The sequence below is a fragment of the Sphingomonas sp. ATCC 31555 genome, assembly GCF_000282895.1.
Taxonomy (GTDB): Bacteria; Pseudomonadota; Alphaproteobacteria; order Sphingomonadales; family Sphingomonadaceae; genus Sphingomonas.
This window is the reverse complement of sequence record NZ_ALBQ01000009.1, coordinates 78,386-102,252: the sequence shown is the minus strand read 5'-3', so window position 1 is coordinate 102,252 and position 23,867 is coordinate 78,386. Positions and strand designations below refer to the sequence as shown.

Genomic DNA, 23,867 nt, shown 5'->3' with positions numbered 1-23,867 from the left:
CGGTACTCTAGACGATCAGCAGCCTGCTTGCGGCTGGCAGCTTCCAGTCTGCACGCGCTCGATATTCTGACGGTCCGCTTGACGAAGTTCAGCCCATTGCGCGCGCGTGTGGCAGACCTTGCGAGTCTGCAGCCGGCTCCCCAGAACCTCTTCCTTCACACAAACCATCTCGTTTGGATCGCGCGCAGCGCGCGATGACTTCTCAGGCGGTTTCGTAGCCGGGTCCGGTTGCTGCTGCGCTGTAGCCGTCCCGATCCACAGCAGCCCCAGCAGCGCAGCGCACCCCCAAGCGAGACGATTGTTGTTCACGCCGAATCCTCCTGCTCTGCCCACTAGGCATCGATCGAATTGCCGATGTATGCTATAGCTTGTAGCCGAATTTCGTCACCCAAGGCGCAATTTTCGGGAAGATCGGCGCAAGGTGATCCCGGTAGCGATGCCACCGTCCCGCCGCCCGCTGATAGATGGGCTCCGTCACCTGCGAATAGCTTGCCGTGGTGATAAGGCCGCGTTCGCGCGCGGTCCGTTGATGGTCAAGCGCCGCAGCCGTCCACGAAAGGTCCAGCCAGTCGAAAAGCGGGCGAACTTCTGCTTCCACGTCTTGCACCAGACGCTCATAGACGATCGTCCGCACCGGCACGTCGAACAGCAGCTGCGCCCGCTCCCAGTGCGCAAAGCTCGCATCATAAAAGTCCGCAGCATCCTCCAGCCGCAGGAAATTGGACATCGCTCGGTTGAGCCGGAAGTTGCTCATCAAGCAGCTCAGCAACACATCGCATGGGTGGCGCAGCGCCAGGATGATCCGGGCTTTTGGGAAAAGCCGGCGGATCAACGGCACTTTGTATAGATAGAGCGGCGACTTATCGACCAGCATCCGACCTGAAGGCAGCGCGGTGTACCGCGCCACTTCCGAGAAATAGTGTGCGCGCGCTGCATCGATGGCTGCTTCGTCCATCGCCGCCAGCGCATCCATTCCGCCGATAGCATCCTCCACGACGTTCAGCGCTGGCTTTTCCTCCAGTACCACCGTCTCCGGATGGCCCATGAGGATCGTGTCCAGTAACGTCGTACCGGAACGCGGAAAGCCTAGGAGAAAGACTGGATCCTGCCCTGCGAACACAGGATCCCGCGTCCAGCCGTTCACCCACGCAGGCGTCATTCTGCCAATTTCGCTGCGCACCTGCGTTCGTAGCGCTTCCGCACGCAGCAACGGCGCCGACTCATGCGCGGCATGGCGCCGCCCGGTTTCCTCAATCCAGTAGAAAGCCTCGTCCGTCCGGCCCAGGCGATCCAGGACCGTCGCCCGCAAATGTGCGGTACGTTCGGGCTCTATGTCAGCTGGAACAAGCTCCAGGCAGCCGAGCGCTTCCTGAAATCGATCAGCGCGACGATGATCGAGCGCAGCCAGGAACGCTCGAGTCCCTGCGTCGATTCCGTTCGCTTCCGCGCGAGCGGCAAGCGGGGCCAGGTCCTCGCCCCGATTGTGGTGTTCGTAATGGATCGCGAGCCCGAGATAAGCGAGTTGCTCATTTGGCCGATGCTCCAGGACGCGGAGATAGGCCTGTTCCGCCTTCTCCGTTTCCATCATGATTCCGTATTCAATCGCCAGCTTGAGCTGGATGGCCATGTCGGCCGGGTCGCGTATCGCGGCAGCTTCCAGCGCTTCCAAGGCAGGCTCATGACGGGCCTGCTCCTTCAACACGATATAGAGTTCGTGGAGCGGCCTGGCATCCTGCGGAAAATCACGCGCCGCGTCCCGCAACGTCGTTTCCGCATCGTCGCCCCGCCCAGCGGCGCGATAGGTGAGCGCAAGGTTGATCCGGGTCGGTGCCGCGGCAGGATCCGTGGCGACCGCACGTTCAAGGACGGCGATTGCTCCATCCAGATCACCGATGGCAGCGCGGGCATTGCCAAGATTGTTGAGACTATCGACATCGTTCGGCACGCGCGCGATGACGAATGCATAGGCTTCCACCGCCTCCTCAAATCGCGACAGGGACTGTGCCAGGAAACCGCGATATCGCGCGATCCGCAGGGAGGGGTCAGCCGTGGCACGCGCCATCGTTGCGATATCGAGTGCATCGGCATGGTTACCGCGATCGATTTCGATCGCGATGCGATTGCAGGCTATGGTCACATCGTCGGGCCGCAGTTGCGCGGCTTCCGCCAGATGGACCGCTGCCGTCTCCAGCGCGCCACGGCGAGCGCAGACCATGCCTAGGAATGCCCGGAGCGGCGCCGCATCGCTGCTCCCCGCCAGCGCCGCCTCCGCCAGCGCTTGAGCGCCGAGAAGATCGCCCGCTTGCGCAAGCCGCACCGCTTGGCTGAGCGCGGAGGGTTCGGATGCAGGTGAGGAAGAGGCTGATTTCATGGCAGAGCTTGTGCGCCGTTCGGCTGGGGTAAAACAAGAGGGGCGGCCGGCAGAAAGCCGACCGCCCCCAATGGATCTTAAGTCGCTCGCCTCAGAAGTTGAGCGTTACGCCGGCGAACAGATAGCGACCAAGCGCATCGTAGGTAGCCGGATAGGTGTTGCCGTTGCAGGGCCCGGTGGGGCACTGGTTCGAGCCTGCACGGCCGGCGTTGCCGGACGTCACAAGCGGCGGCTCCAGATCGAACAGGTTGTTCACGCCGAGACGGAACGTGTACGACTTCCCGATCTGGAAGCTGCTCATCAGGTCGATATAGTTATACGGCTTGAGGCGGCTGCCCGGATCGAAGACGAACGCACCCTTCAGCGCTTCGTCTGGGCTGGTTGCCTGCGAGTGGATCGCGCCGATGTAGCGCCACTGCGCCGAAATGCCGACGCTCTGGTTCACCTGCCAGCTAGCACGCAGCTTGTGCCGCCACTTGGGCAACGGCGCACCCGCATTCGTCGTGCCGCCGATGCTGCAGGTCGAACCGTAGTAACCTGCGCAGTCATACGGCTTGCTCAGGCCGTTATTGACACGATAGCTGTCCAGATACGTGCCTTGCATGTTGAACGACAGCCGGCCCAACGACCCTAGCCCAACAGCATAGCTTGCACCGACCTCGATACCCTTGGTCTGCAGTTCACCGACATTGTTCGGCAGATCCGAAACATAGCCGCCCGGCGTCAGCCAAAGCGAGCCTGCCGCATCACGACGCACGAGGGCGCACGATGCGGGCGTAAAGGTAGCCGTCGCCGTTGCGCAATCCTGCAGGATCGCGTCCTGGCCGAACGCACGAATCGCGTTCTTGATCTTGATGTCGAAGTAATCGACCGTGACCGCCAGGCTACGAAGGAAGCTGGGCTGGAAGACGAGACCAGCCGTCTTCGTGGTCGCCACTTCCGGCTGCAGGTTCGGATTGCCACCAATCAGACCGTTATACTGACCGGCCGGATTGCCGGTGACACCCTGACCGACGGCGATGCCCTGTGCGCGACAGCCGTAATTGGTCGCCGTGATTGGGCCGATATCGGCACACGGATCGACCGAGCCGTTCAGCCCCACCGTCGCCGTCGAGAACAGCTCCTGCAGATTGGGCGCCCGCACCGCGCGGTTGTAGGTACCGCGGAGCCGGATGTCGGAAACCGGCGCGAACTCAACACCAACCTTGTAGGTATCGGTGTCGAACTTGTTGTCTCGGCTCGTCTTGTACGAAGAACGACGATAGCCGGCGTTGATTGCCAAAGATTCGATGAAGCCGTTCTGAACGATCGGTATCTGCGTTTCACCGAAAAACTCATAGACGCGGAAGTTGCCGGAGATCGGCAGGGTCCTGCCGCCCTGGCCGGTCAGATCGCCGGCTTGGAAGGCGCTGTCGGTCTGCAGGTCCAGCGACGAGCGACGCCATTCGACGCCCAAGTTCACGCCGATTCCGTCAGTGGCCCAGGGAAGCCGTGCACCATATTGGCCGAGATCGCCGGTGAACGAGACGTTCGCCACCTGCTCCGTGGTGTTGCCGCGCTGAAAACCGGTGGCAGAAAGATAGGCAACCGACTCAGCACTGGCCTGACCCGGTCCCGCGAAGACGTTGTAGGGCACGCACGCAGCGTCGCTGCCGTCGAGCACGGAGCGGCAGATCGGATTGATGCCAGCCACGCGCGGGTCGTCGACTACATCTAGTGCGCGGGTCAGCCGTGCAACCGAAAACTCGTTCAGATAGGTCTGCGAATAGTTCACCCGACCATATTGGTAGGAGGCGTCATAGCTCCACACCGGGGATAGGTCGCCCTTGGCGCCGATCACGCCACGGAAATTGGTGTGTTGCAGGTCCGCCTGGCGGGGCCCACCCTCGGTGTTGCGGCGCAGCAACTGCATGAAAGCGCGGTTATAAGGCGTGCCAGTCCGTGGATCGAAGAAGGTGAGCGCCGGCGCGCTGGGGTTCGGGTTGTAGGGCGCGGCAGCTGCCAGGGGGAAATCGCCCAGGAAGCCGTTGATCAGGTTGCCCGAAGCGCAGATGACCGAGCGCTGTGCCGCGCTCAGCAGCGGGTTGTCGCAGTTCACCGTGAGTGTGTTACCGAAATCGCCCGACGGCGCGATCTGCGCCACCGTACGATCGTCCATGAACATGAACTCAAGATACGGCTTGAACGAGTCCGCAACTTCATAATTGATGAAAGCACCAGCGGTAAATCGTTCGTCTGGCCGCTGAAAATAGTTAGTCGGGGCGAAGTTAAAGCGGGTAGTCGTATTTTCGAACCCGCCGTTTGGCATGAAAGTATAGACAGTCGACGAGCTGGTGTTGAGCCGCGGATCGAAAAGAATCGCCGTGCCGTTACCCGAGGTCAGCGAACCGCCGCACTGCGGACGGCCGGCGCCGGTGTTCTGGATCGTGCAGGCGCTGTAATCGCGCCGGGCCTGCGTTACGGCGTTGACCTTACGATAGCCGAAATAGGCCATTGCATGGCCGCCATCTCCCAACTTCGTGCCGAACGCGACCGTTCCGTCGAACGCACCACCATCGACGACACTGCCGGTCGGATAGTCAAAACCGCTCTGTCCGGCCGCAGTGCGCGCGTCCAGCAGCGGCGGCGTAACCTTATTCCGGTTGCCGTGCTGGTACACGCTGTATTGACCATCGATCCGGAACCCTTCGAAATCGGTATCCAGGATGAAGTTGACGACGCCGGCAACGGCGTCGGCGCCATAGGTGGACGAAGCGCCACCAGTCAGCACTTCAACGCGCTTCACCATAGCGGCAGGGATGATGTTGATGTCAGCAGCAGAGCCACCGCCAGGGCCGGGGGTACCCGGCATGAGCCGGCGGCCATTGACCAGGGTCAGGGTGCGGGCGGTACCCAAACCGCGCAAGTCGACCGTGGCGGTACCAGTGGCGCCGTTGGCGAGCGAACTCGCTTGGCTGGCCGCGACGGACGGCAACGAGTTCAGAAGATCTTCAACGCGGGTCGTTCCCTGCGCCTTGATGTCTTCGCTCGAGACGACCGTAACCGGCGCAGTGGACGTCAGATTGGGCTGCGGAATGCGCGATCCGGTAACGACGATTTCCTGCGAACCTTGCGCGGCGTCGTCGGTCTGCGGAACCGTATCCTGGGCAAGAGCCGGCGATGCCGTCAGCACGCCTGCCAGGACGAAAGCCGACAAGGCAATCCCCCCCCGGAGCTTCACTTGCATGTTCTTCATGAGATTCCCTCTTTGCCCGGCGATGTTGGTGCATGGGCACACATGCCGGATTACTCCCCGCACCGCTCACTTCGGCTGAAATGGCGGAGCTTGGCACGAGAGAAGCAGTTGCAAGCCTCTTCTGTAAACTGGCCGCAGTCATGTTTCCGCAATGTTTCGACAGAGTGTAGCTGAAACACCACACCTGTGAATGAATATTTCAGCAAACATTTCACTTTTGGTATATTATATTAGACTGCAGGTCAGCTGGTAAGATTTTTAGGCACGTAAGTTTCCATTAATAGCACGGAAACTAAATTGCTGGCCTGACAGAAGGACCAGCCTGCATGCAAGCGATGCGGCGCGGAAGTTGCCTTGTCGTAGCTCTCGGCGGAATTGGGCGCTCCACTTAATAAGCACGGCCGTTTTTTGGCATGGGGATAAGCTCAGACCATAAAAACGAGAACGCCGCGCCCTTGCTGGAAGGGCGCGGCGCTGAAGTTTCCATATTCGGCGGCGTTAGAAGCTGAACTTCGCTCCCGCGCGGAACATGCGGCCATAGACGCCATTCCCTGCCTGAACAGGGTTGTACAGGTACGCGCCATAGGTCGCCGGATCCACGCCCGGCATGCGATCGAACAGATTGAGGATCGTGCCGTACACGGTGACCCGATCGTTCACGTTGACCGCAGCGTTGAGGTCGAAGGTGGTGTAGCTCTTCACGCGGCATCCATTGAACCAGCTCGGCTTCAGACCGCAATCGGCATAGGCATTGTCTTGGTCCATCGCCGAAAGGTCGTAGCCGGACGTGTAGTTCACCGTGCCCGACAGCGTGAATTGCCGGAAGCTGAACGTGTTCTGCCAGTTGCCGTGCCAGCGGAAGGTGCCGCTGCCTGCGGTAAGGTTATAATTGCCGAGCGTATCGACATAGGTCTGGCGCGTGCCATCCGGCAACGTGGTGCTCAGCTCCAGCTGCAGCGTCGCATCCAGGTTGCTGGTCCAGGCGACCTCGCCGAACTGCTTCTGCACGTTCATGCCGAAGTCAATGCCTTCGGACTTGATCGTGTTCGCATTGACGAAGCTCGAGCGAACGAACGCGATGCGCGGCGTGGCGTTGGGGAACGCCGGATCGGGGGAGTCCGCGATTACCTCGTATCCGGCGGGGATTTGCTGGCCGGTGTAATAGGCGGTCAGCGCCGGACCGGCAGGAAGCGTGGTGATCGCGCCGGTCTTCTTGATGTTGAAGTAATCGACGGTGAACGACACGCCGCGAACCGGCTCGAAATACACGCCGGCCGTCCAACTGCGCGACTTCTCCGGCTTCAGATCCGGCGTCGCCAGCGTCGTCGAGCCATAGCTGCCCGACCGAATATAGGTGGGGCACGACGCGAAGGTCGCGACGGTGCAGCCATATTGCGCGAGATAGGTGTCGTTGAAGTTTGACGGACCGTTCGTGACATAGCCCGTCGTCGGCAACGCGTTCGCTTCCGCGAAGCTTGGGATGCGGAAGCCGCGCGACCAGGTGCCGCGCACCGTGATCTGGCGGATCGGCGTCAGCTTGGCGCCGACCTTAGGCGAGAAATAGCTCTGCCCGGTGGAGTAATGGTCGTACCGGCCGGAGAGGTTGACGTCGAGAATCGACAGGATCGGCGCATTCACTTCGCCGAATGCCGACGAGACGGTCCGATGTCCTTCCGTACCGAAGGCGTTCAGACGGAAATAGCGCTGAGTCGGGCCATTGAAGTCGGTGTTCGCGCTGGGCGAATCCACGGCTTCGTAGAAGATCGATCCACCGAAGCCGACGTTGAGCGGGCCACCCGGCAGGTCCATCACGGCCTTCTTGAACGAAACCTGTGCCTGGTAGAGATCCGACGAAGCGTTGGTGACGTTCTCCGGCATCAGATAGTTCATCACCGCCGCGCTGTTCGCCGACGGGTTGACGAAATTGTACGTGCCGTCGGCGATCACATCGAGCAGGTGCTGGATGTAGACATAGCCGTTCTGTTCACGCTTCAGATCGCTGTGCATTGCGGTCGCGTCGAACTGATAATCCCAGCCGAACACCTGACCGGTCACACCGGCAGCGGCGCGGTAGACGCGGCTGCGCGTGCGATCCTGTTCGATCGAGTTGGGAAGACCGCCCACCAGCAGCGCCGTGTCGCCCGACGCCGCGAACGGATTGTTGGGATTCAGGCGGCCGTCGGCGGCCGTGGCGCAATTCACCCGTGCGGCACAGACATAGACCGGCAGCGTCAGCGGCTGCGATCCCGCCGCAAAGCGTGCCGCATCAGAGCGGGTCGAATATTGCGGATAGAAGACGCCGGTCGGCGCATGGGCATAGATGGTGGACGGGGTGCCCGAATAGCTGCTGGTCGCCTGCTGGAAGTTCAACGCCAGATATGCCTGGGTTTCGTCGTTCAGATTGGCGGTGAAACGCGCGGAGCCGCCGAAGCGCTCGATCTCCGGCGCAACGACACCGTAGCGATTCACGGTATCGACCCGGCAGACATTGGTCGGCAGCAGATCATTGCCAGCAAGCTGGGATGCGGAGCTGGAGACGGACGACCCGTTGAGGCAATTGCCGGCCAGGAGCTGATAGCGGCCGCCCGATCCTGGCGCCACGTAGAGGTTCGACCCCGCGTTGGTGACGCCGAACGTATCGGGATTGATGGTGTCGTCCGGACCGCCGATGCGGGTCTTGTCGTCGCTGTTGAACGGCGCCTTCAGGTCGCTGTTACGTACCAGATCGCTGTGATAATAGAAGCCGCTGATATAGGCGTTGTAGCCCTTTTCGTCGAGATCGCCGGTTCCGGCGGTGAGCGACAGCCGCTGGCTGGCGCCGAAACCGCGCTGCGCCACGCCGGCTTCGACGCGGCCTGAAATGCCTTCAAACTGCTTCTTGGTGATGATGTTGACGACGCCCGCGATCGCGTCCGCACCGTAGCTGGACGAGGCGCCGTCGCGGAGCACTTCGATACGATCGACGATGTCGTCGGGGATGGTGTTCAGATCGACGAAATTGCGCGAGCCATCGTCAGCGAGCGGATAGTAAGCGGCGCGCAAGCCGTCGAAGAGCACAAGCGTCGAGTTGGTCGTCATGCCGCGCAGCGAAACCGCCGAGGCGCCGCCCGCGAACGCGCCGTTTGCCGTGAACGAGTTGGTCAGCGCCGGACCGTTGTTCGACGACAGCTTCTGCACGGCGTCTTGGATCGTGGTGATGCCGCGCTGATCGAGGTTCTCGGCGGTAACGGTGGTGACCGGCGACGGCGTGATCTTCGTCGTTCCGAACAAGGAACCGGTAACGACGATTTCCTGACCCGGGCCCTGATCGGGCGCTTCGGAAGTAGCGGACTGCGCAGTGCCGGCGGACGTGGTTTGCGCCATCGCAGGCGCGCTCATGAACGCAGTGGCGAGAAGGGCCGCTGAAAGACTGGTGCCAGCCCGCAGAGCGGATCGATAATTCTGCATGATCACCCTCAAATTACAGCCGCCGAAACCAGTTTCGGCGGCGTTCTTGCCAACTGCGCGACGGGGTCCGCATTGGCCTGGGTGCATGTGGAAACGTTTCGTAGCGGAACTGTAAAGGTCCAAGCGCAGAGAGGCTCAATCTTTCACGCGGGAGTGACATCAAAAGCACTAATAATTTCAGCAAATAAGCGAAGGTAGCTGGGACATTTCGGCTGGATTTCCGCTAAGTTTCCAGCAACAAAATGTTTCAAAGGCGCGGCATGCTCCCTGCGACGAGCAGCGGATCGATACGAGCTCCGCGCCACATCAACCCCCAGTGCAAATGAGGGCCAGTCGCACGCCCGGTTGCGCCCACTGCGCCGATCAGCTGGCCTTGCGAGACGGCATCGCCGGTGCGAACATCGATACGGGACAGGTGCAGGAAAGCGCTGGACAGGCCCATGCCGTGATCAAGCATCAGCAGATTGCCCTCCAACATGAAGGGCGCCTCTGCAGCCAGGATGACCACGCCGTCCGCCGGCGCATGCACTGGCGTTCCTGTGGGAAGGGCCAGATCGATGCCCGAGTGGTAAGCACCAGGCTCGCCCGAATAGATTCGCTGCGCACCAAACAGAGTGGAGATGCGTCCGATGGCGGGCCAGCGAAAGGGCTGCCGCCAACCTTGCGCCGCCGTTTGCTTTTCCCGAGCGGAAGCGATCTGGGCCAGTTCGGCCGGACGACGAGCGGCGAATTCCGCGCTCGGGACCGGGTATTTCGGAAGGCGATTCAGTCGCGAGAGGTTCCACTGCCGAGGCATGATCGCCAGATCGGCACGGACCGATCGCCCGTCCGGCAGTACGGCCTCCAGCCTTGCACCGCGGGCCGCATCGCGATCGAATCCGACAGGAAATCGCCCATCAGCGGCAAAGGGGATCAGCCGATCGTCGACACGGAGGCTGCTGGTGCCGACAGGTACTTGCCCCAGCGCCCAGCCACCTTGCTCGAGACTGCCGACCAGTGCGAAGGAGTCAGTCTCCCCTGCGCCACGGGCACGGGCGGTCGGCGCTGCAATCAATGCTACGCAACCCGCGGCGAACCGCCGCCGGCTGAACATCAGGCGCCGAGCGCCTGCACCGCCGCTTCGGCGCTGGCATAGGGCTCCTGCCGATCGACGCTCCAGTAGCGAAGCTCATCGATCGGAATACGGGCGCCAGTGACGGCGCACAGCACGTGATCGCCAGGCGCGAGAACGCGAAAGCCATTGGCCATATAATGGAGCTTGGCGGCGCGGGCGGTATTCGACATCAACATGGGCGGCGCCATTCCTGAATATTCGAGTTGCGGGTACGCCTCACAGCAGCGTCGGCTGCTCGGGCTTCGGCGAAACATAGGATTTGCCGGCCCCGCGCTCAACCCGGGCTTCTACCGGACCATCGGCAAAATGCAGCGTCACGGCTTGCGCCGCTCGGGCGTCTTCGGCCGAGGCGACGACCTTGCCGGTGCCGCGCGCCTCCACCCAGGCATAGCCTTTCTTAAGCGGCAGCTCGGGATCGAGCAGTTCGAGATGCCGGCCGATCGCCGCGAACCGCTCCGAAGCGGTGGCGAAGCGGCGTTCAAGTATTGCGAGCTTCAGCGCCTCGGCCGGGCGGGCGAAGCGCTGGCGGCGCGTGGCCAACTCGCGATCGGCAGCGCGATCGAGCGCAATGCCGCCCAACCGCTGCCGTGCGGTTGCCAGCCTTTGTTCGAGAGCCGCCGGGCGCAGTGCGGCGCCGGCGCGATCGAGCTGGCCACGCGCGACCGCCACGCGGCGTTCAAGCCCCAGCCCCAGACGCGCGCCGACGTCGTCGAGCCGCTGGCGCTGCGGCCCCAGCAGCGCATCGCGGCGCGGCAGCACGCGGACCAGCGCCGCAAGCCGTTCCCCGGCACGCTCGTGATAGCGCCGAACGCAACGCTCGGTACGGTGGGCCAAAGTGGCGATGCCGTGGCGGACTTCGGAGAGCACCGGCACCGCGATCTCGGCGGCGGCCGTGGGTGTTGGCGCGCGCAGATCTGCGGCGAAGTCGCACAGCGTGGTATCGGTCTCGTGGCCCACCGCCGAGATGATCGGGATCGAGCATTCGGCCACTGCACGAACCACGACTTCCTCGTTGAACGACCAGAGGTCCTCGATCGAGCCGCCGCCGCGCGCCACGATCAGAAGGTCCGGACGCGGAACCGGGCCCCCTGGCGCGATCGCGTCAAACCCGCGCACGGCACGCGCGACCTCTTGCGCCGATCCGTCACCCTGCACCTTCACTGGCCAGACCAGGACGTGGCTCGGGAACCGGTCTTCCAACCGATGCAGGATATCGCGGATCACCGCGCCCGTTGGCGAGGTCACCACGCCAATCACCTTGGGCATATAGGGCAGCGGCTTCTTCCGCGGAGCGTCGAATAGCCCCTCGCCCGCCAGCTTGGCCTTGAGCTTCTCCAGCAGCGCCATCAGCGCGCCCTCGCCGGCCAGCTCCATCCGCTCGATGACGATCTGGTATTTGGAACGACCGGGATAGATGGTGAGCTTGCCGGTGGCGATCACTTCCAGCCCGTCCTGCGGCTGGAAGGGCAGTGCCGAGGCAGCGCCGCGCCAGATCACGCCGTCAATCACCGCGTCCATGTCCTTGAGCGCGAGATAGGCATGGCCCGAGGCGGCGCGCTTCCAGCCCGAAATCTCGCCGCGCAGGCGGACATGCCCGAACTCGCCCTCCACCATTCGCTTCAGCCGGCCGGAGAGTTCGCTGACGCTCATCGGCGCCGCGTTGTCCCCGGGCACCGCCTCGGCTACGAGCCGCGTCGATGAAGTCTCGAAAAGGGGGTCGGCCATGAACGTCCTGCTACTGGGTTCGGGGGGGCGCGAACATGCGCTCGCCTGGAAGCTCGCGCAATCGCCGCTGCTGACGCAGCTTTTCGCCGCGCCGGGCAATCCGGGCATAGCGGCGCATGCGACCTGCGTCGACCTTGCCGCGACCGACCCGGCCGCCGTACTCGCCTTCGCGCAGGAACATGCCATCGGCCTTGTAGTCGTCGGTCCCGAGGCTCCGCTGGTGGCGGGCGTGGGCGACGTGCTGCGCGAAGCCGGCATTCCAGTGTTCGGGCCGAATCGCCTGCCGGCGCAGCTGGAAGGATCGAAGGGCTTCACCAAGGATCTGTGCGCGCGCGCCGGCATCCCCACCGCCGGCTATGTCCGCGTCCACGGGCTGGACGAGGCGCTGGCGGCGCTCGAGCCCTTCGGCCTGCCGGTGGTGGTGAAGGCGGACGGCTTGGCCGCCGGCAAAGGCGTCACCGTAGCGATGACCCGCGACGAGGCGGTCGACGCGCTCACCGCAATCTTCGCCGACGCGGGCGCAAGTGCTGTGATCGAGGAGTTCCTTGATGGCGAGGAAGCCAGCCTGTTCGTCATCACCGACGGGACCAGCGCAGTTCTGTTCGGATCGGCGCAGGATCACAAGCGCGTGGGCGAAGGCGATGTCGGCCCCAACACCGGCGGCATGGGCGCCTATAGCCCCGCCCCCGTCCTAACGCCCGCGCTGGAGCGCGCCGCGATGGACCAGATCGTCGAGCCGACGATCGCCGCGCTGGCGGCGGAGGGTATTCCCTATTCGGGCGTGCTCTATGCCGGGCTGATGCTCACCCGCACCGGGCCTAAGCTGATCGAGTACAACGCGCGCTTCGGCGATCCCGAATGCCAAGTGCTGATGCTGCGGCTGGAAGACGATCTGCTCGAGCTGCTGCTGGCCACCGCCCGCGGCGAGCTGGCCGGGCGACCGGCGCCGCGCTTCTCGCCGGCGACCGCGCTCACCGTGGTGATGGCGGCGCGTGGCTATCCCGGCACGCCGGAAACCGGCGGGGCGATCCAGGGCATCGACAAGGCCGAAGCGGCAGGCGTACGAGTCTTCCAGGCCGGTACGCGACAGCTGGGCGATACGCTGGTGGCGAGCGGCGGCCGGGTGCTGAACCTGACCGCAATCGGCCCCGATATCCTCGCCGCTCAGATCGCAGCCTATCGCGGCGTCGATGCCATCGATTTCCCGACCGGTTTCTGTCGCCGGGATATCGGCTGGCGCGAAGTGGCGCGGACGAAAGGCTGAGCCGGGTGCCGGCGAGGCGCCACCAGCACTTCGCCGGCAACACGATTAAGATCCGCCGACATCGTCCTTTTCGTCGACGAAAGCGGCGAAGCGACCGACCAGCATGTCCCACAGCTCCAGATCCTTGCGGAACAGCGCGGTGGGGATCGCCTGATCCTCGAGGTTCAGATCATATTCGAGCGCAGCTTCCCCCTGTGCATCCGAGTAGACGCGGGCGAACCGGTGCTTGCTGTTCCAGAGATTGGCGCGCTCCGCCGTAAGCTTGTTGGTAAAGCCGATATAGAATTGGATGTCGCCGCACTTTTGGTGCGCCTCGCAGTTGAAGAAGAGGATGGCGAACTTGTAGCCCGACGCGGCGCTGCGGATCAGGGGATCGCCCTCGCCGTCCTTGGTCAGTTCCGATTTGTAGCCGGCATCCTGCAGCGCCTTGACGATGGACTGCGGATCGGTCGATCGCACTTGCGCCTGTGCCGGCGCCACGAAAAGCACGGCCGCAAGCACGGCCAGCAACAGCGATTTCATCTCTTCTCCTTCCCACATCCACGCCGCGCACAGCGCGCCCGCCGCTGCCTGCCCGATTTCCGGAACAGGGTCCATGGCGAGCGGCTGGACGCGGCGGCAGCGCACGCTAATGCAGGAAGCTTCAAACGATCCGGAGCGTGAAACATGAACGATCAGGCGGCCCAGGAATATGGCGCAGTAGCGGCGGCCACCGAGACGGGATGGTTGACCCTGTCCTTCGTGCTGATCGCTGTCGGTGTGCTGCTGGCGCTGTTCATCTTGCTGTGGGGCACGCGGCTGGCCGCCAAGCGTCGGCAGGCCCGCACCGAGCTGGCTGACCGCGGCGAATTGCCCGTCCATGACGCGCCGGTGCCGACGCCACTGGCGGAAGTTGCCCCGCCGAACGCCGCCGAGCCGACGCCGGTGCCGGCCCCCACGCCACTGGCGGACGAACCCATCGCCGCTGCCGCACCGATGGAGGCGAGCCCGGCGACGCTGGCGGCCGATGCCGCCGCGGCGCCGGTGCCGCCCCCGGCGGCGGGAGACGACCTGACCCGGTTGAAGGGCGTGGGGCCGAAGCTGGCGACGCGGCTGGGGGAATTGGGAATTACCAGTTTCGCTGCGCTGGCTGCGCTGGACGAGGGCCAGGCCCGCGCCCTCGACGGCCAGCTCGGGAGCTTCCAAGGGCGGATGTTCCGGGATCGATGGATCGAACAGGCCCGGTTCCTCGCGGCGGGGGATACGGCAGGCTATGAGGCGGTGTTCGGCAAGCTTTGAGCCGGCCTGAAGTTTAGGAAGTTTAGGCTCGTGGAAAAATTCGCTTCAGCCCAATATGGCGTCTTTCCAGTAGCTTAGTCCGATTCGCGACTCACCAGCAGCTTGTCGATCTTGCGGCCGTCTAGATCAACGATTTCGAACTTCCACCCTTCCACCAGGAAGGATTCGCCTTCGCCGGGCAGGTGCTTGAGCACTGCGAGCGCCAGGCCCGCGACGGTCGCATAGTCGCGATCGGCGGGCAGTTCGATGCCCAGCCGTTCGGCCAGCGTATCGGCGGGCGTCGCGCCTGCGACGAGCAGCGAACCATCGTCACGCACGACGATATTGGGGTTGTCGCCCGGTTCGGCATCGGAAGCGAATTCGCCGGCGATCGCGGCCAACAGGTTCGCGGGCGTGACGATGCCTTCGAAATGGCCATATTCGTCGTGCACCAGCCCCATCGGCACTTCGGCCTGGCGCAGCGCAGTCAGCGCATCCATCGCATCGACCTGATCGGGCAGGATCGGCGCACGGCGCATCAGCTTGCGCAGGTCGAGCGGTTCGCCGCGGAACAGCGCGGCCGCGATGTCGCGGGCCTGCACCACGCCGATAACCGAATCGATCGACCCTTCGGCCACCGGCAGACGCGTATGCGGCGTCGCCAGCAGTTCCTCGCGGATACCGGCGCCGTCCAGATCGACGTCGAGCCAATCGACCTGCGTGCGCGGCGTCATCCCCTCGCGCACTGGCCGATCGGCGAGCCGCACCACGCCGGAAATGATCGAGCGTTCATGCTCCTCGATCACGCCCGACTTGCTGGCCTCCGCGACGATCAGGTGCAGTTCCTCTGCCGTGACGCGGTTTTCCGATTCGCGATTCAGCCCTAGCACGCGGAACACCAGCCCGGTGGACGAATCGAGCAGCCATACCAGCGGCGCGGTCGCGGCGGAGAGCCAGCGCATCGGCAACGCCACCGCCGCGGCGATCGGCTCGGGCGAGCGCAGCGCGAACTGCTTGGGGACCAGTTCGCCGACGACCAGCGAGAAGAAGGTGGTGAGCCCGATCACCAGCGTGATTCCCACCGTGTGGGCGAGATCGGGCGCGATGCCGAGCCCGGCCAGCCGTTCCGCCACCGGACCGCCGAGGCTGGCGCCCGAATAGGCGCCAGTGGCGATCCCGATCAGCGTGATGCCGATCTGGACGGTGGAAAGGAACTTGCCCGGATCGGCCGCCAGTTCAATCGCCATCTTGGCACCCCGCCGGCCGACACGGGCCAGCGCCTCCAGCCGGGCCGGGCGGGCGGATACGATCGCCAGCTCGGACATGGAGAAAATGCCGTTGATCGCGATCAGCACGAAGATGATCGCAAGGTCGATCCAGGGAAAAGGCGCGCTCATGGTGCGCCTCCCCCATACAGCCAGCAAAGCCCCGTTCACAACCTTTCCCGCGCGCATTGTCGATGCGGGCCCGGAACAACATCGCCGCGGGTGCTTTGTGCGGAAGACAAAGGACAGAACAGGAGGACGACCGATGTTACGGAAGAGCCCGTTGATCGTGGCGGCACTCGCCGCGGCGGCGCTGACCAGCGGCTGCGTTACCGATCCCAATACCGGCCAGCGCCGGGTATCGCGCACCGCCATCGGCGGCGGCGTCGGCGCGCTTGGCGGCTATCTGCTCGGCGATCTGGTAGGCGGCCGGAACGACCGGACCGAGAAGCTGGTCGGTGCTGGTGTGGGCGCCATCGCCGGCGTTGCAGTGGGCAATTATATCGACCGGCAGGAACAGGAACTGCGCCGCCGTACCGCCGGCACCGATGTGCAGGTGATCCGCCAGGGCGACGATCTGGTGCTCCGCATGCCATCGAACGTGACGTTCGACACCAACCAAACGGCGATCCAACCGCAGTTCCGAAGCACGCTGGATCAGGTAGCCGACGTGCTGCGCGAGTATAACCAGACACTGCTCGACATTTATGGACACACCGATTCGCAGGGCAGCGATTCGTACAACCAGGACCTTTCCGAACGTCGGGCACGCTCGGTTGCGGACTATCTCTCGACCCGCGGCGTCGACGGACGGCGTATCGCGACGCGTGGGTTCGGCGAAACACAGCCGATCGCCAGTAACGACACCGCGGAGGGCCGCGCGCAAAACCGTCGGGTTGAAGTCAAGATCGTCCCGATCGAGGCGCGCTGAGCGACAGCCTCAGAGCTGTTGCGTCTCGAGGACCGCCGGATCGCTCGCCAGGCCGTGAAGATAGGCGTGGCGCTCCGGCGAGCCGAGGCGGAAGGCGCGCAGCCGGCGCTGCTGCGAATCGGTAAGCCGGAATTGGCGATAGCCCCGCGCTTGGAGGCACGCGGCAACCGTGTCCTGCAGCAGCGTGCGCACTTCCTTCATGCGGCGGGCGGGCTGCGTCCGCTCGACGATTCGCGCCGAATCGACCGCCATGTTCATGATCCGGTTTGTGTCACCCGTCATTGCGGAAGCGGTGATGTTGTTTTCGTTGTTTTCGAGCTGGCGCGACGCGTCCTTGAAGACCTTCGCCGCTTCGGTGTTCGACACATCGAGATAATAGCCTTGCCGCCCGCACTGCACCGCGTCTTCACGATAGGCGGCCAGCGTCACGCCCGGCTTGCCCCAGCTGACCATCGGCGGCTTGGCGGCAAGCGCCGCGGATGGCAGGAGCAGTGGAAGCAGGACGAGCAGGCAACAGCGATCGGCACGCATCGGAACCTCCAGGCTGAAGTGTTCCCGCGCAGTTTCGCACGAAGCACGGCGGGAGTCGACGCTGCCCGCCTCAGCGGCGAGTACGGAAGAAATCGCGGAGCAGCGCCGCTGCCTCGCGTTCGCCGATTCCGGCATAGACCTCGGGTCGATGATGGCAGGTCGGCTGCCCGAACAGCCGCGGGCCGTGTTCGACCGCGCCGCCTTTGGGATCGCCCGCGGCATAATAAAGGCGTGCGATGCGCGCATGGGCGATTGCGCCCGCGCACATTGCGCACGGCTCCAGCGTGACCCACAGATCGCAATCTTCCAGCCGGTCGCGGCCCAGTGCCTGCGCGGCGGCACGAATCGCCCGCATCTCGGCATGGGCGCTGGGATCGTGCAGCCGCCGGGGCGCATTGCCCGCCGACGCGACGATCTCGCCATTCCGCACGACGACGGCGCCTACCGGCACCTCCCCCTCGGCAGCAGCCTGCACGGCAGCATCGAGCGCGGCACGCATCGGGGAAGGGAGGGGGAACATCGCATCTGCTTAGCCGCCCGATGCAGGATGGAACAGCCGCCACAGCGCATAGCCGGCGCCGGGAAGAAATCCCAGCGCCGTCAGCCCGCAGCTGATGCCGAACGAACGCCCCGGCCCTTCGGCCAGATAGACGCCGAGCGGCGGCAGCAGCGCCGCTGCGGCGAGGCGGGCGGGCGCCGGCCTCACCGTTCCGGAGACGGCGTCGGGTTCGGCGCCTTTTCCACGTCGATCGTCGGTACCGAAACGCGTTTTTCCTTCATTTCCACCGTCGGCACGCGCACCGTACTGTTCGACTCGCCCACCTTCACCGATCCGGTTTCGGCCGACACGGTCGGCAACTTGCCGCCGCTGACATCGAGGTTGATGAAGCCCAGCGCGATCAGCACGACGGCGACCAGCACCAAAATGCCCAACAGCCCTAATATTGCGCGCATTTGCCATCTCTCCCTAATCGTTTCACCTGCCTAACGCCCCCGGCCACCAGCGGTTGCGCTTGGCTGACGGTGAATCGGTTGACGGCGGCGCGCATTGACGCTAACTGCGCGGCCTTTCCGGCTTTCTGCCCAACTCAGGATTTGAAGCGATGTCGCGCATTTGCGAGCTGACCGGCAAGGGCCGGCAGGTGGGACACAATGTTTCCCACGCCAATAACAAGACCAAGCGTACGTTCCTGCCGAACCTGCAGAACGTAACGCTGATCTCCGACGCGCTGGGCAAGGGCGTGCGTCTGCGCGTCTCCACCCATGGCCTGCGCTCGGTGGAGCATGTCGGCGGTCTCGACAACTGGCTGCTGAAGACCAGCGACGACGATCTGTCGCTGCGTGCGCGTCGCCTGAAGCGCGAAGTGCGCAAGGCGAACGCGGGCACTGCCGCCGCCTGATCCTGCTCTGCAGCTAATGACAAAGCCCGCTGCCGCCCCCGCGGCGGCGGGTTTTGTCGTGGGTGCTATCCTCACAGATCGAGGCGGAACTTGAGCAGCAGCGTCTGCTGCCACCATTGTTCGTTGTCGTCGGAGATCATCCACAGCACGGTCGAGTCGCCTTCGCGCGCAACCGCCAGGCCTTCGAAATTGTCGTGCTGGAACGGCGGCGCGAAATCGGCGATCGTCTCTCCGCGCAGCACCGCTCCGGGCTTCGCGCCTCGTAAGTCGACCAACTCGACCCGCACGGTGAACAGCGAAGGCAGGCCGAATCGGCGCACCAGCACGAGCAACCGCCCATCGGGCAGCGCCACCGCATCGCTGGGATCATAGCCGGGCGGCGGCACATAGCCGAGCCGAATCGGGCGCGGCGCATCGCGGGTGGGATCGCCGGCAAACAGCAGCATCTCGCGCTGGTCGCGATGCCCCTCCCCCGGCGGTCGCGCGGTTTCGCCGATCACGACGAATCGGCCGTCGGGCAGGCGCGCCATTGATTCGGGGCCGCCATTGGCAGGCCATCCCCGCATTTCGAGAGGGAAGGCGACGCGCTCGCCGCGAAAATCGGCATCGAAGCGCCAGATCACGTTGTGCGATTCGAAACCGACCCAGAATTTGCCCGTCACCGGATCGCGCGTCAGCGATTCGGCATCGCGATCGCCCTTATAGGCGCTGATCCCCGGCCCGTTCGGCAGCTCGCCGAAGCGGATGTCGAACGGCCGCCAATCAGCACCCATGTGGAAACGGACGACATTGCCCCGATCGCTGACCAGGACGAAGGCGTCACCGATCACCTGAAGCGCGGAAAAGCCCGAAAATCCGCGATCGGGGCTGGTGAGCCGCACGCCGCCTAGATAGGCGAGCCGGCCGATTCGAGTGCGCGCGGGATCGCCCGGCGCCAGCTGCACGGGCTGCGCCGCCATCCTGGGTGTGCTGCCGATCGCCGTACGCAACGCCTTTCCAGAGGCGCCCAACGACAGCGATGCCACGATCAGCGGGAGGAAGGCGAGAGTGCGAAGCCAAGGGCGCATTGCCCTTCCTTAGCGGTTCGATGCGCCACGACCAGTGCTGCACCTGCGAAAGATGAACGCAGGATAACCATCTCGTTCAGGGTTCGATCAAGGGAACTGCGCTAAACAGCAGGTGTTGTAAGCGTACAAAGCCTCTCGCGTAGCGTATCGAGAGACTTGGGGGGGCCGGAACCGCAAGGATCCGGTCCCCCTCTGTATATCAGTACATGTGCTGGCCGCCGTTGATCGACAGCGTCGACCCGGTGACGAAACCCGCATCTTCAGAGCAGAGGAACGCGACGGCGCGGGCGATTTCGTGCGCCTGGCCCAGACGCCCGACGGGGATCTTGGCGACGATCTTTTCCAGCACATCGGCCGGTACCGCCGCCACCATGTCCGTATCGATATAGCCGGGGGCGATCGCGTTCACCGTGACGCCGAAGCGCGCGCCTTCCTGTGCCAGTGCCTTGGTGAAGCCATGGATGCCGGATTTGGCGGCGGCATAGTTCACCTGACCGTACTGACCGGCCTGGCCGTTGATCGAGCCGATGTTGACGATCCGCCCCCATTTGCGCGTGCGCATGCCGGGGAACACGGCGTGCGCCATGTTGAAGCAGCCGCCCAGGTTGATGCGAATCACGTCTTCCCACATCTCGCGCGACATCTTGAGGATGGTGCCGTCGCGGGTGATGCCGGCATTGTTGACGACGGCGTCGACCGGGCCGAGCTCTTCCTCGACCTTCTTCACGCCTTCGGCGCAGGCGTCGAAATCGCCGACATCCCACTTATAGGCCTTGATGCCGGTGCGCTCGGCGAAGGCAGCGGCCTTCTCGTCATTGCCGGCATAGTTGGCAGCGACAGTGAACCCGGCTTCCTTGAGCGCCAGACTGATCGCCTCACCGATACCGCGTGTACCACCGGTAACGATCGCTACTCGTGCCATAAGCCTTCCTCTCCACAATCAACCCAAAGAATTGGCTAGGCGGGGGTCACCCAGCCGGCAAGTTCGCGCCCGATGATCTTGCTCAACAGCTCCATGCCCGGCGGGCTATCATTGAGACAAGGCAAATATGCGAAATCCGTTCCGCCCGCGGCGATAAAGGATTCGCGGCCGCGGATCGCCAGTTCTTCCAGCGTTTCCAGGCAATCGGCGGAGAAACCGGGCGCCACGATCGCGATGCGGCGGATACCACGGGCGGGCAGCGACTCCAGCATGGTGTCGGTCGCCGGCTCGAGCCATTTGGCGCGGCCGAAGCGCGACTGGAACGTCACGATCAGTTCGCGCCCCAGCGCTTCGCCCAGCAGCCGCCCAGTCTTGCGGCAGTGGCAATGATAGGGATCGCCCAGCTCCAGCGTACGCTGGGGCATGCCGTGGAAGCTGGCGATCACCGCATCTGGCACGAAATCGAGCGTGGCGATGCCTGCTTCCACGCTGGTCTTCAGCGCGGCGATATAAGCGGGATCATCATGATAGGGCGGAAGGGTTCGGATCGCCGGCTGCCAGCGCATTGCCGCGAGCGCGGCGAAGGCGCTGTCGTTTGCAGTGGCCGTCGTGGCCGCACAATATTGCGGATAGAGCGGCGCGATCAGGATGCGCTCGCATCCCTTCGCTTTCATCGCCGCGAGTTGCTCGCCGATCGCGGGGCGGCCATAGCGCATGGCATAGTCGACCAGCACGCCGGGGCCGAACGCGCCTTCCAAGCCCCGCGCCTGCGCTTTGGTGATCGCGGCAAGCGGGGAGCCGTCGTCGCGCCACACTTGGCTATAGGCATGGGCGGACTTCTTCGGCCGGGTCCGCAGGATGATGCCCCGCAGGATCGGCTGCCAGAGCAGCGGGGGGATTTCGACCACCCGGCGATCGGACAGGAATTCGCCGAGATAGCGCTTCACCGCGCCCGGGTCCGGCGCATCGGGCGTGCCCAAATTGGTGAGGAGCACGCCGATGCGGGCGGGCGGGATCGCGGGATGGTGGGCAGGCAGGGTCATTCGACCTCCGAAAGAAAGGGAAGACGGCGGAAGCGCGTGCCGGTTGCGGTTTGCAGGGCGTTGGCGATGGCAGGAGCGGCGGGCGGAACGGCGAGCTCGCTGACGCCGCCGGGATCCGATCCGCTGGGCACGATTTCGACCGTGATGTCGGGCGTGGTGGCGAGCGTCGGCAGGTTGCAATCGGCGAGGCTCTGCACATCGGCCACGTTTTCGCTGAAGCCGGTGGTCGCGCCGAGCGCTGCGGCGAGCCCGAAGATCAACCCGCCTTCGATCTGCTGGCGCACCAGGTCCGGGTTGACCACGCGCCCGCAATCCACCGCCGCGACCAGCCGCTCCACCACCACCTCGCGCTGCGGCGTCAGGCGCGCTTCCGCCATCACCGCGATATAGGAGCCGCGAAAAGCATGGACGGCAAGGCCCTGGCCGCTGCCTGGCTCGCCGCCCTGCCAGCCGCCCAGTTGCGCCGCGGTTTGCAGGCAGCGCGCGAGCCGCGGCTGATCGCCCAGCATCGCCATGCGGAACGACAGCGGGTCGCGATTCGCGACATGCGCCAGTTCGTCTACGAAGCTCTCGGCGAAGAAGCAGGTGTAGCTGTGTGCGCCCGATCGCCAATAGCCGGTCGGCACACCGATATCGGCGGGATGATGATCGACCGCGGCGTTGGCGATGCCATAGGCCGGCAGCGCGCCCGCTACCGCCGAAGGATCACCGCCCTTCGGCAGCGCCAGCGACGCCGCCACGACCGGATCGCCGCCGAGCAGCCGCGACGCGAGTTCGCGCCCGGTTTCCGGCGCGGCGATCTTCGCCAGCCAGGCATCGATGGTGCCTCCCTGCCCCAGCTTTGCGGTGAGCCGCGCCGCCGCCGCCGGACGGAAGCGATCCCGGCGAAGATCCTCGTCGCGCGGCCAGGTGAGCTGCACTGGACGCGCTACCGATTGCGAGACCAGCGCCGCCTGCACCGCGACCTCATGCTCCAACTTCGCACCGAACGAGCCGCCACCCAGCATGGGATGCACCACCACCCGCGCCGGATCGATGCCCAGCGCGCTCGCAGCCGCCGCGCGGGCGAGCCCCGGCGCCTGGGTAGGCAACCACAAGGACAGCCGACCATCGGCATAATCGGCGGTGCAGGTCATCGGTTCGAGCGGCGCATGGGGGGCGAGGCCCACGCGATAGTCGGCCGTCACCACCCGCGCCCCGCGAAAGGCAGCGGCAAGATCGCCGCGCGTTTCGATCCGGCTGCCGTCGCCATCCAGCGCAGCGGTGAGCGCGGCATTGATCGAATCGTCATTCACCACGGTCGCGGGCAGGCGAAAGCGCGGGCGCATCGCCTGGAGCGCGCGTTGCGCCGCCCAGCTGTTGTTCGCCACGGCCGCAACCCAGTGACGCGTAGTGACGACCGAAAGCATGCCGCGCACGCGATCGGCCGCGGCGCGATCGACATGCACCAGTTCCGTCTCGCCGACCGGCCCCTGCCGGATCGCCGCGAATACCATGCCCGGCAAGCGCACGTCGGCGGCGAAGTTGGCGCTGCCATCCAGCTTGGGCGGCGCATCGAGGCGCGGCAGCGGCTGGCCGAACAGCCGCGCGCCATCGCCGCGCAAGGGTAGCCTTGTCGGCACGGTTTCGTCCGCCGCCGCTTCCGCCAGTTCACCGAAGCCGAGCCGCTGCTTGCCGTGGATCACCACGCCATTAGCGGTGCCGCAGGACTGCCAGTCGACGCCCCAGCGCGCCGCCGCCGCCTTGCACAGCAGCACCCGCGCCGCAGCACCGGCCTGGCGCAGCGGATCCTCGAACTGCCGAACCGACGTGGAGCACGCAGTGAGCACCAGCCCGGCGCGCGCGGCATGGCTGCGCTGAAGCTGTTCGGGCAGCCCCCCCAGCGCCAGTTCGAACAGGCTGCGCGCCGCCAACGGATTGGCATAAAGCGGATTGAGCGGGGCTGGCTCCACGCCGATGCGCTGCCAATCCGCGCCCAGTTCGTCAGCAAGGATCTGCGGCAGAGCCGTATAGACTCCCTGCCCCATTTCCGCCTGCGGCACGGCGATACGGACATGCCCGTCCCGACCAATCTTGAGCCAGGCGCCGAACAGCGTTTCGCCGGGGGCTGCGCTGAGGTTGGGCGAATAGCTGCGGGGCCACAGACCCCAGGCGACCACCAGCCCCAGCCCGGCGCCACCACCGATCAACAGCCTGCGCCGATCGAACCTGATGCGGGATGCGGGTTTGCCAGCCATCGGCCCGCTCTATCGCCGTGCCGCGCACGACGCCAGCATGGGCTTTCGATCACCCTGA

21 protein-coding genes and 1 pseudogene are annotated in these 23,867 nt (G+C 64.8%); 4 read left to right on the top strand and 18 right to left on the bottom strand.

What is annotated here, in order from left to right; all coding sequences use genetic code 11:
* Nucleotides 1–15: 15 nt before the first annotated feature.
* The 8 genes and pseudogenes from B215_RS21215 to xseA all read right to left on the bottom strand — a co-directional run bounded on the left by B215_RS21215 (nt 16) and on the right by xseA (nt 11,892).
* Complete coding sequence (locus B215_RS21215) at nt 16–309, bottom strand: hypothetical protein (protein WP_152997729.1); 294 nt, start codon at nt 307–309, stop codon at nt 16–18.
* 52 nt (nt 310–361) lie between these two features.
* Nucleotides 362–1,762 (bottom strand): tetratricopeptide repeat-containing sulfotransferase family protein, encoded by a 1,401-nt coding sequence (locus B215_RS0104270; RefSeq protein ID WP_237718454.1) that lies wholly within the window; start codon nt 1,760–1,762, stop codon nt 362–364.
* A 21-nt stretch (nt 1,763–1,783) separates the two neighbouring features.
* A pseudogene (locus tag B215_RS22115) lies at nt 1,784–2,062 on the bottom strand (tetratricopeptide repeat protein); the annotation flags it as partial.
* Between the two features lie 400 nt (nt 2,063–2,462).
* Nucleotides 2,463–5,606, bottom strand: a complete 3,144-nt coding sequence (locus B215_RS0104265) for a TonB-dependent receptor domain-containing protein (RefSeq protein ID WP_019368388.1) — start codon at nt 5,604–5,606, stop codon at nt 2,463–2,465.
* 498 nt (nt 5,607–6,104) lie between these two features.
* Complete coding sequence (locus B215_RS0104260) at nt 6,105–8,984, bottom strand: TonB-dependent receptor domain-containing protein (protein WP_019368387.1); 2,880 nt, start codon at nt 8,982–8,984, stop codon at nt 6,105–6,107.
* 316 nt (nt 8,985–9,300) lie between these two features.
* A complete protein-coding gene (locus B215_RS0104255) occupies nt 9,301–10,146 on the bottom strand; it encodes a M23 family metallopeptidase (RefSeq protein WP_019368386.1) in 846 nt (281 codons plus the stop codon).
* Nucleotides 10,146–10,343, bottom strand: a complete 198-nt coding sequence (locus tag B215_RS0104250) for a DUF2093 domain-containing protein (protein ID WP_026008932.1) — start codon at nt 10,341–10,343, stop codon at nt 10,146–10,148. Before B215_RS0104250 ends, B215_RS0104255 begins: the two co-directional genes overlap by 1 nt.
* A gap of 40 nt (nt 10,344–10,383) precedes the next feature.
* Complete coding sequence (gene xseA / locus B215_RS0104245) at nt 10,384–11,892, bottom strand: exodeoxyribonuclease VII large subunit (RefSeq protein ID WP_019368384.1); 1,509 nt, start codon at nt 11,890–11,892, stop codon at nt 10,384–10,386.
* Here xseA and purD point away from each other — a divergent pair.
* On the top strand, nt 11,891–13,156 hold the full coding sequence (purD, locus tag B215_RS0104240) for a phosphoribosylamine--glycine ligase (protein WP_019368383.1): 1,266 nt from the start codon (nt 11,891–11,893) through the stop codon (nt 13,154–13,156). The two genes, xseA and purD, sit on opposite strands and share 2 nt — an antisense overlap.
* Before the next feature lie 45 nt (nt 13,157–13,201).
* Here purD and B215_RS19555 read toward each other — a convergent pair whose 3' ends face one another.
* Nucleotides 13,202–13,783: a YbjN domain-containing protein gene (locus B215_RS19555; RefSeq protein ID WP_156804354.1), complete on the bottom strand. Its 582-nt coding sequence runs from the start codon at nt 13,781–13,783 to the stop codon at nt 13,202–13,204.
* 39 nt (nt 13,784–13,822) lie between these two features.
* On the opposite strand from B215_RS19555, the gene B215_RS0104230 reads away from it, so the two are divergent.
* Nucleotides 13,823–14,434, top strand: a complete 612-nt coding sequence (locus tag B215_RS0104230; protein WP_019368381.1) for a helix-hairpin-helix domain-containing protein — start codon at nt 13,823–13,825, stop codon at nt 14,432–14,434.
* A 74-nt stretch (nt 14,435–14,508) separates the two neighbouring features.
* On the opposite strand, the gene B215_RS0104225 is transcribed toward B215_RS0104230, so the two are convergent.
* Complete coding sequence (locus B215_RS0104225; protein WP_019368380.1) at nt 14,509–15,810, bottom strand: hemolysin family protein; 1,302 nt, start codon at nt 15,808–15,810, stop codon at nt 14,509–14,511.
* A 133-nt stretch (nt 15,811–15,943) separates the two neighbouring features.
* On the opposite strand from B215_RS0104225, the gene B215_RS0104220 reads away from it, so the two are divergent.
* Nucleotides 15,944–16,609, top strand: a complete 666-nt coding sequence (locus tag B215_RS0104220) for an OmpA family protein (RefSeq protein WP_037513011.1) — start codon at nt 15,944–15,946, stop codon at nt 16,607–16,609.
* Nucleotides 16,610–16,618: 9 nt separating this feature from the next.
* Here B215_RS0104220 and B215_RS0104215 read toward each other — a convergent pair whose 3' ends face one another.
* The 4 genes from B215_RS0104215 to B215_RS0104200 form a co-directional block, all read right to left on the bottom strand.
* Nucleotides 16,619–17,140, bottom strand: coding sequence for a hypothetical protein (locus B215_RS0104215; RefSeq protein WP_019368378.1), 522 nt, complete (start codon nt 17,138–17,140; stop codon nt 16,619–16,621).
* A 70-nt stretch (nt 17,141–17,210) separates the two neighbouring features.
* The gene (locus B215_RS0104210; protein ID WP_019368377.1) at nt 17,211–17,639 is read right to left on the bottom strand and encodes a nucleoside deaminase; all 429 of its coding nucleotides are present in this window, start codon (nt 17,637–17,639) and stop codon (nt 17,211–17,213) included.
* Between the two features lie 30 nt (nt 17,640–17,669).
* A complete protein-coding gene (locus tag B215_RS20795; protein WP_019368376.1) occupies nt 17,670–17,846 on the bottom strand; it encodes a YqaE/Pmp3 family membrane protein in 177 nt (58 codons plus the stop codon).
* Nucleotides 17,843–18,094 carry a hypothetical protein gene (locus B215_RS0104200; protein ID WP_026008931.1) on the bottom strand — a complete coding sequence of 84 codons (252 nt, stop codon included), beginning with the start codon at nt 18,092–18,094 and terminating at the stop codon, nt 17,843–17,845. Before B215_RS0104200 ends, B215_RS20795 begins: the two co-directional genes overlap by 4 nt.
* Nucleotides 18,095–18,243: 149 nt before the next feature.
* On the opposite strand from B215_RS0104200, the gene rpmB reads away from it, so the two are divergent.
* A complete protein-coding gene (gene rpmB / locus B215_RS0104195; RefSeq protein ID WP_019368374.1) occupies nt 18,244–18,540 on the top strand; it encodes a 50S ribosomal protein L28 in 297 nt (98 codons plus the stop codon).
* Nucleotides 18,541–18,611: 71 nt separating this feature from the next.
* Here rpmB and B215_RS0104190 read toward each other — a convergent pair whose 3' ends face one another.
* The 4 genes from B215_RS0104190 to B215_RS0104175 form a co-directional block, all read right to left on the bottom strand.
* The gene (locus B215_RS0104190) at nt 18,612–19,607 is read right to left on the bottom strand and encodes an esterase-like activity of phytase family protein (protein ID WP_019368373.1); all 996 of its coding nucleotides are present in this window, start codon (nt 19,605–19,607) and stop codon (nt 18,612–18,614) included.
* 199 nt (nt 19,608–19,806) lie between these two features.
* Nucleotides 19,807–20,529 (bottom strand): acetoacetyl-CoA reductase, encoded by a 723-nt coding sequence (phbB, locus tag B215_RS0104185; RefSeq protein WP_019368372.1) that lies wholly within the window; start codon nt 20,527–20,529, stop codon nt 19,807–19,809.
* Nucleotides 20,530–20,564: 35 nt separating this feature from the next.
* Nucleotides 20,565–21,572 carry a ferrochelatase gene (gene hemH, locus B215_RS0104180; protein WP_019368371.1) on the bottom strand — a complete coding sequence of 336 codons (1,008 nt, stop codon included), beginning with the start codon at nt 21,570–21,572 and terminating at the stop codon, nt 20,565–20,567.
* On the bottom strand, nt 21,569–23,809 hold the full coding sequence (locus tag B215_RS0104175) for a xanthine dehydrogenase family protein molybdopterin-binding subunit (RefSeq protein ID WP_050990127.1): 2,241 nt from the start codon (nt 23,807–23,809) through the stop codon (nt 21,569–21,571). Before B215_RS0104175 ends, hemH begins: the two co-directional genes overlap by 4 nt.
* Nucleotides 23,810–23,867 lie beyond the last annotated feature (58 nt).